Genomic DNA, 6741 nt, shown 5'->3' on the forward strand with positions numbered 1-6741 from the left:
ATTCAGTATAGTAACCGATATAGAGAAAACATATGTAAAAGGCCACATGATTCCAATCGATGAAGAATTAGCAAATATAATGGCAGTTTTAATAGATAATGCAAAAAAACACAGCAACCAAAAGAATAATCCTGAAGACTTTATTTTTGTTCGATATAGGGGGAAAAGGAAAGGAAAAGCTTATGAACAAGGATGGGTTTCTGACCAGTTAAATCTCTTAGCTAGAAGAAAGATTATAACCGACGAAATTGGGAACCTATTTCATTTTAAAATGCATCAGTTTCGACATACCTTTGCAATAAAACTGTTAAATAGCGGTACCGATATTTTCACAGTGCAAGAGTTACTCGCCCACTCGTCACCGGAGATGACAATGGTATATGCTAAACTTTTAGATGAAACAAAGCGTAAAGCATATGAAAAGGCGGTTACTGACGGAGTTTTTAGTTTCGATTTAAACGGTAATATGTACGAAGTTAATAAAGATGAAGAGATACCGGAAGAAATAAAGGAAATGCTTTGGCTAAACCACAAGTTAACCGCAATTGACAATCCTTACGGATCCTGTAGAGCGAGATTAAATGGAAATTGCCCTTATGCAGAGGAACCCCCTTGCTTAACATGTAATGGTGGCAGCCCATGTAAGGACCTGGCAGTAGGCCTTTCAGAAATGGATGTAGCAAAATATGAAATTCACATTCAATCCACTTCTAAAATGGTTGAAGTAGCGAAACAATATGGGCGTGAAGAAATAGCACAAAAAAATCAGAAGAATTTAGAGAGACTACAGGATATTTATAATACGATTAAACAAGGAAATATAATATTTGGACGAATGGAAAGAATAAAACGTATGCAAGGAGTATAATATGGCAGCATATGACCGCAAGAAACACCTAAAGCAAATCCACGAAAGTCGAAAAGCCATTACCATAAGTAAAGTAGATGAGGCTATTAAAAGGCTCGTTAGAGCTAATCAAGCAATTAATTTTAATAGTGTAGCCAGTGAGGCCGGAGTGGCAAAGGCTACGCTATACAATAATGTGGCACTACGTGAGCGAATTGAAACACTACGTCAGCAGCAGATAAAGAGCCCTTCTGCAAAGCAGGTTAAGTCTGAAATGCATGAAAATAATAAAGACGCGATTATCGAATCGTTAAAGCGGAAAGTTAAGCGATTAGAGCATGAGAACAAGGATTTACGAGACCAATTAAAGGTAGCCTATGCAGAAGTCTACAAGAAGATATAAGCTGAGTGCCCCTTCTCTTTCTCGTTCCAATTAAATCCAAGGTGCAAAAGACACCTCTTATATTAAATAAAACGCCAGGTTTCCCCTGGCGTTTTATTTAATATAGAAACTTAACAAAGGAAGGTGTGCGTAACAGTCCTTTCCTCGTATAATTTCGGAATTTCAAACGACATCTAATAACTGGTTCCAGTTCAACCAACTTATCATCTTCTCGTGTAATCAGTTGTTTAGAAATAGCATAAAACGCCTGTCGTACCTGTGGTGTTGTCCCAAGTTCTAATGTCCCTATCGGACGAAAGTTTTCTCCCTCTTTCCGGGAACACACCCATCCAAATTCATCCTTCCGGTATCCAGTTATATAAACGTCTTCATACATCCAGTTGATCAATTTAAGCCAATGCTTACTTCTCTTACTGACATATTTACTGTTTTTATACTTACATACCATGCCTTCCAACTTCATCTGTTCGACTGCAGCAAATAAATCCGTACCCCGATCCTCAATATAGCTAATTTTCTTGTAAAAAGCATTTTCATGCATTACTTCATCCAAAATAGCCTTACGTTCTAAAAGAGGTATGGAGCGTAAGTCTGTTCCATCATAGTGCAGAATATCAAAAACGACATACTCAACCGGCAATTGCTTTTGCAATATTTTGATTTTGTCCGACTTTTTCGCAGAAAAGCGTTCCATTATCAGTTCAAAATCAATTGATCCAGTTTCAGGGTCTACACAAACGAGCTCTCCGTCTAGGATAACGTCAGTATCTACCGGCACATCAAGTAATTCGGGAAAGCGTTGCGTTATCTCGTTCTTATGCCGGGTCCACATGCGGGTCTGATCACCTACTTTACTAACAAGTAAGCGAATGCCGTCCATCTTTGGCTCAAAAATATAGTTTGTATCATAAAATGGCTGATCCGTTTTTTCTAATAACATTGGTGTAATAAATGACATGAAATCACCCAATATAATTTTAATGGGTCAATAGGTAAAAAGTCTATGGGAACTGTTGGGTGTTGATTTAAGCAACTTCTTTTTCATAACTGTTGTACAGTTCCCTCCATGTTTGCATAGAGGTAAGAGCAGAAAGTTCAAATAAAATTTCAAGAAATAATTATTGACCCTGTACCATAGTACGAGGTTTAAACTATAAAAGAATAATAACTTAAATACACAATAAAGGACGCAACAACATGAGCGAAAATCATATCAATGCTTCAATAAAGGACCAGGTGTTACAATCACTCGGTTTGCCAAAAGGAGGATTTGAGGAAAAAATCAGTAACCTGTCTCCTGCCGAAAACCTGATTCGTACAGATATCCTTCTTTCCATGGCAGAGGGAAAAATAGTCAATATCAATAATATAACCGCAATGGAGGAACAAGCCAAAATCGATATGAACTCTGCTCTTCAGCGTTTGAGGGAATTGGACCTAGTTCACTGGGACCACAAATCTGGAGATGTCACAGTGGCATATCCTTTCTCTGGAGTTCCCACCCCGCATCGAGTCACATTGGCTGGTATGGCACCATCTTATTCCATGTGTGCAATTGATGCTCTAGGCATTCCATCCATGTTTACGGATGCCGTGATTGAGTCTGAATGTGCATTTTGCGGTGAAAAGATCACCATCCATGTGAAAGACAACGTTCCCGTTACCAATCTTGGCACCGTTGTAGTAGGCTTGGGAACAATGGATACTGCCAACGCATGCTGCGATTCTTCTTGTGGACCGAGTGAGCCAATGTCCATTTCTGCCAGCTGTTGTCCAGCCATACAATTTTATTGCTCTGAGGAACATTGGCAAAAAGCGAATGCAAAAAATTCAACGATGGCGAAGGTCAAGCTGACTCTTATGGAAGCCTATGAGGTTGGTGCTGCTATATTTGGCGGCACGTTATCTGGATCTAATGCTGAGTAGAACTTCATGCAATGAAGTACAATATATATTGACCCTGTACCTAAGTACAGGGTGTATACTCTATCTGAGGTGAAATATATGCAATTTCGTATTGGAGAACTGGCTGACAAGTGCGGCGTTAACAAGGAGACAATTAGATATTATGAGCGTTTAGGCTTAATTCCAGAGCCTGTTCGAACCGAAAATGGCTACCGTACGTATTCTCAACAAACGGTAGATCGAGTGAATTTCATAAAAAGGATGCAGGAACTGGGCTTTACCTTAAATGAAATTGACAAATTATTAGGAGTTGTCGATCGTGATGAAGCAAAGTGCAGTGATATGTATGATTTCACTGTTCTTAAGATAGAGGACATTCAGCATAAAATTGAAGACCTCAAAAGAATTGAACAAATGCTGATGGACCTCAAAGAAAGATGTCCTGAAAACAAAGACATTTACGAATGTCCCATTATTGAAACGTTGATGAATAAATAAAGAGGTGAAACAAGATGAAAAAAACAATTAAAAGTACAGCTTGGTTACTTGTTGCACTAATTACATGCCCGTGTCACCTCTTTTTACTCCTTCCGTTGTTCGCAGGTACAGCTCTGGGATCCTATTTCATGGAATTTAAAGATGTAATTTTCATAGTGATGGGCCTGTTATTTGTTTTTGCCCTGTTCAAGGTTTGGAGAAAAGCTGATCCAGAAACAAAAAATGAGGCAAAGAAAGAAACAGCAATGCATGATTGTTGCAGTATGGAGAGGTTTAAATCATGAAGGAAAAAGTATCACAGTTAGCTACTGTATTTTCAGCTTTTGCTATGGCTGCATGCTGCCTGGGTCCAGTTATTTTCATACCTCTAGGACTAACTGGGTTTGCTGGAGCATTAGCTTTTTACTCACTAAAATATCGGTTAATGTTCAGCATTGTTACCATCATTCTTCTTGCTTACTCCTTTTATATGGTTTATGGGAGAAAGGGAAAAAGAAAAAGTTCTGTCCTTGGCTTATGGATCACGACGGTTTTCGTTTTCGGCATGTTTCTTTTTTTATTTCTAGTTGAAGGTGGAATTTAAAAATGAGGTGCTTTATATGAGGGTACAAATAATCAGGATTATGATGCTATTATCCCTTCTGTTACTGGTTACTGCGTGTAGCAATGAAAAAGAAGCACAAAATACTATAGATCCTCAGAAGGAAGAAAAAACTACAGTTGTAACAAATAAAACAGGGACATTCACCGTTTTGGGAATGGATTGTTGTCCACCTTCTGTTGTAAAAGATGTAATGGAACAGGTAGAGGGCGTTGGTAAATCGACCATTAAAGTCAGTGGAAGCACGGCAGAAGTAACGGTTTCCTTTGATGATAAGAAGACGGATTTACAGGCAATCAAGACAGCAGTTTCAGATTTCGGGCTTGGAATCGAGTAAAGGAGGAATTTGATATGAAAAGATATCGAGTAAACGTTCAAGGAATGACATGTACCGGTTGTGAAGAGCATGTAGCAATAGCGCTTAAGAACACCGGTGCTACGGGGGTTGAAGTCGATTTTCGTCGTGGTGAAGCTATATTTGAGCTTCCTAATGATGTGGAGGTTGAATCAGCAAAAAAGGCGATTGCTGACGCAAACTATCAACCGGGACAAGCAGAAGAAGTTCAAAAACCTGAAATGACCAGTAATTTAATGAGGATGTATCGGATGAATGTTCAAGGAATGACCTGCACTGGTTGTGAACAACATGTAGCTGTCGCTCTTGAAAATATTGGTGCAAAGGGAATTAACACCGATTTTGGCCGTGGAGAAGCTGTATTTGAATTGCCGAATGATGTAAAGCTGGAAACAGCCAAAAAAGCAATTGCTGATGCAAAATATCAACCAGGAGAAGCAGAAGAAATACAAGCACAATCGCAAGAAAAGCCAGATGTAAGCTTAGGTGATGAAGGTAATTACGACTATGACTACATCATTATTGGCTCAGGTGGGGCTTCCTTTTCTTCTGCCATTGAAGCCGTAAAATATGACGCAAAAGTGGCGATCATCGAACGTGGAACAGTAGGTGGAACTTGCGTGAACATCGGCTGTGTTCCGTCAAAAACACTGTTAAGAGCTGGTGAAATCAATCATATAGCAAGAAACAATCCATTTGTGGGATTGCACACTTCAGCCGATAATGTGGATTTGGCACCATTGATAAAGCAGAAAAACGAGCTGGTGACGAATCTTCGAAATGCAAAGTATGTGGATTTAATTGATGACTATGGATTTGAGTTAATCAAAGGCGAAGCGAAATTCGTGGACGAAAAAACCGTTGAAGTGAATGGCATGAAGTTATCTGCCAAACGATTCTTAATCGCGACAGGTGCTTCCCCAGCCATGCCAAATATTTCCGGACTAGATGAGGTCGATTATTTAACAAGCACCACGCTGCTTGAATTAAAGAAGGTTCCAAAGCGTCTTACCGTCATCGGCTCCGGCTATATCGGCATGGAATTAGGGCAACTATTCCACAATCTTGGCTCAGAAGTCACATTGATGCAAAGAAGCCCGCGTCTGTTAAAGGAATACGATCCTGAAATCTCAGAAGCCATTACACAAGCCTTAACAGAACAAGGGGTCAATTTAGTGAAAGGAGCATCCTTTGAACGAATCGAACAAGATGGGGACGTTAAAAAGGTTCATGTCGAGGTTAATGGAAAGAAGCGAATCATTGAAGCAGATCAATTGCTGGTAGCCACAGGAAGAACACCGAACACCGCAACTTTGAATTTACAGGCAGCAGGTGTAACAGTAGGCTCTCGTGGCGAAATCGTGATTGATGAGTATTCTAGAACGACGAATGCACGCATTTATGCAGCAGGAGATGTGACGCTTGGTCCTCAATTTGTTTATGTGGCAGCTTATGAAGGTGGAATGGCTGCGAAAAATGCCATCGGAGGACTGAACAAAAAGCTGAATTTAGAGGTTGTTCCTGGGGTTACGTTCACTGCTCCAGCAATAGCAACGGTTGGTTTGACGGAGCAACAGGCAAAAGAAAAAGGATATGAAGTGAAAACATCCGTCTTACCGTTAGATGCCGTTCCAAGAGCCTTGGTTAATCGGGAAACAACAGGCGTGTTTAAACTGGTGGCGGATGCGAAAACACTAAAAGTGTTAGGGGCTCATGTTGTAGCTGAAAACGCAGGAGACGTGATTTATGCGGCAACACTGGCTGTCAAATTCGGTTTAACTGTAGAGGATCTCCGTGAAACGATGGCTCCATATTTAACAATGGCCGAAGGATTGAAGCTGGCTGCCCTTACGTTTGATAAAGATGTGTCAAAATTATCTTGTTGTGCTGGTTAAAGCTCCTTTTTAGGAGCTTTTTTATTATTACTTTTTCATTTAAGTGAGCGACGTTAAACTGTTCAACATATTATTCATGACCAATATATTTAACACCTAGTTATTATTAAGTTTTTTTAAATTTAGTCTTGATAACTTCGTCCCATCTGGAATATCAATATTTTGGAGTTCAGGAAACTTGGCAGTAACCTCATTATTATGCCTTGTATATAACTTAATCTGATTATTAAACTTAGT

Annotated in this window: 9 protein-coding genes and 1 pseudogene; 8 read left to right on the forward strand and 2 right to left on the reverse strand. The window is 39.6% G+C overall.

What is annotated here, in order from left to right:
- A partial coding sequence (locus tag BFI01S_RS20380; protein ID WP_156478359.1) for a tyrosine-type recombinase/integrase occupies positions 1 to 868 on the forward strand: 868 nt, incomplete at its 5' end.
- Position 869: 1 nt separating this feature from the next.
- Positions 870 to 1250, forward strand: a complete 381-nt coding sequence (locus BFI01S_RS20385) for a DUF6262 family protein (RefSeq protein WP_061794226.1) — start codon at positions 870 to 872, stop codon at positions 1248 to 1250.
- A 97-nt stretch (positions 1251 to 1347) separates the two neighbouring features.
- Here BFI01S_RS20385 and BFI01S_RS20390 read toward each other — a convergent pair whose 3' ends face one another.
- Positions 1348 to 2208: an ATP-dependent DNA ligase gene (locus BFI01S_RS20390; RefSeq protein ID WP_061794227.1), complete on the reverse strand. Its 861-nt coding sequence runs from the start codon at positions 2206 to 2208 to the stop codon at positions 1348 to 1350.
- 239 nt (positions 2209 to 2447) lie between these two features.
- On the opposite strand from BFI01S_RS20390, the gene BFI01S_RS20395 reads away from it, so the two are divergent.
- From BFI01S_RS20395 to merA, 6 genes are all read left to right on the forward strand, one after another.
- Complete coding sequence (locus tag BFI01S_RS20395; RefSeq protein ID WP_061794228.1) at positions 2448 to 3176, forward strand: alkylmercury lyase family protein; 729 nt, start codon at positions 2448 to 2450, stop codon at positions 3174 to 3176.
- 78 nt (positions 3177 to 3254) lie between these two features.
- On the forward strand, positions 3255 to 3653 hold the full coding sequence (merR1, locus tag BFI01S_RS20400) for a mercury resistance transcriptional regulator MerR1 (RefSeq protein WP_061794229.1): 399 nt from the start codon (positions 3255 to 3257) through the stop codon (positions 3651 to 3653).
- 14 nt (positions 3654 to 3667) lie between these two features.
- Positions 3668 to 3937, forward strand: a complete 270-nt coding sequence (locus BFI01S_RS20405; RefSeq protein ID WP_061794230.1) for a hypothetical protein — start codon at positions 3668 to 3670, stop codon at positions 3935 to 3937.
- Positions 3934 to 4236 carry a mercuric transport protein MerT gene (gene merT, locus BFI01S_RS20410; protein ID WP_061794231.1) on the forward strand — a complete coding sequence of 101 codons (303 nt, stop codon included), beginning with the start codon at positions 3934 to 3936 and terminating at the stop codon, positions 4234 to 4236. The genes BFI01S_RS20405 and merT overlap by 4 nt, the downstream gene beginning before the upstream one ends.
- 16 nt (positions 4237 to 4252) lie before the next feature.
- Positions 4253 to 4591, forward strand: coding sequence for a mercury resistance system substrate-binding protein MerP (gene merP / locus BFI01S_RS20415; protein WP_061794232.1), 339 nt, complete (start codon positions 4253 to 4255; stop codon positions 4589 to 4591).
- A 254-nt stretch (positions 4592 to 4845) separates the two neighbouring features.
- Complete coding sequence (merA, locus tag BFI01S_RS20420; RefSeq protein ID WP_061794233.1) at positions 4846 to 6504, forward strand: mercury(II) reductase; 1659 nt, start codon at positions 4846 to 4848, stop codon at positions 6502 to 6504.
- Between the two features lie 132 nt (positions 6505 to 6636).
- On the opposite strand, the pseudogene BFI01S_RS23165 reads toward merA, so the two are convergent.
- Positions 6637 to 6741: pseudogene (locus BFI01S_RS23165) on the reverse strand (ATP-dependent DNA ligase); the annotation flags it as partial.

This window comes from Cytobacillus firmus NBRC 15306 (genome assembly GCF_001591465.1).
In the GTDB taxonomy this organism is placed as follows: Bacteria; Bacillota; Bacilli; order Bacillales; family Cytobacillaceae; genus Cytobacillus; species Cytobacillus firmus.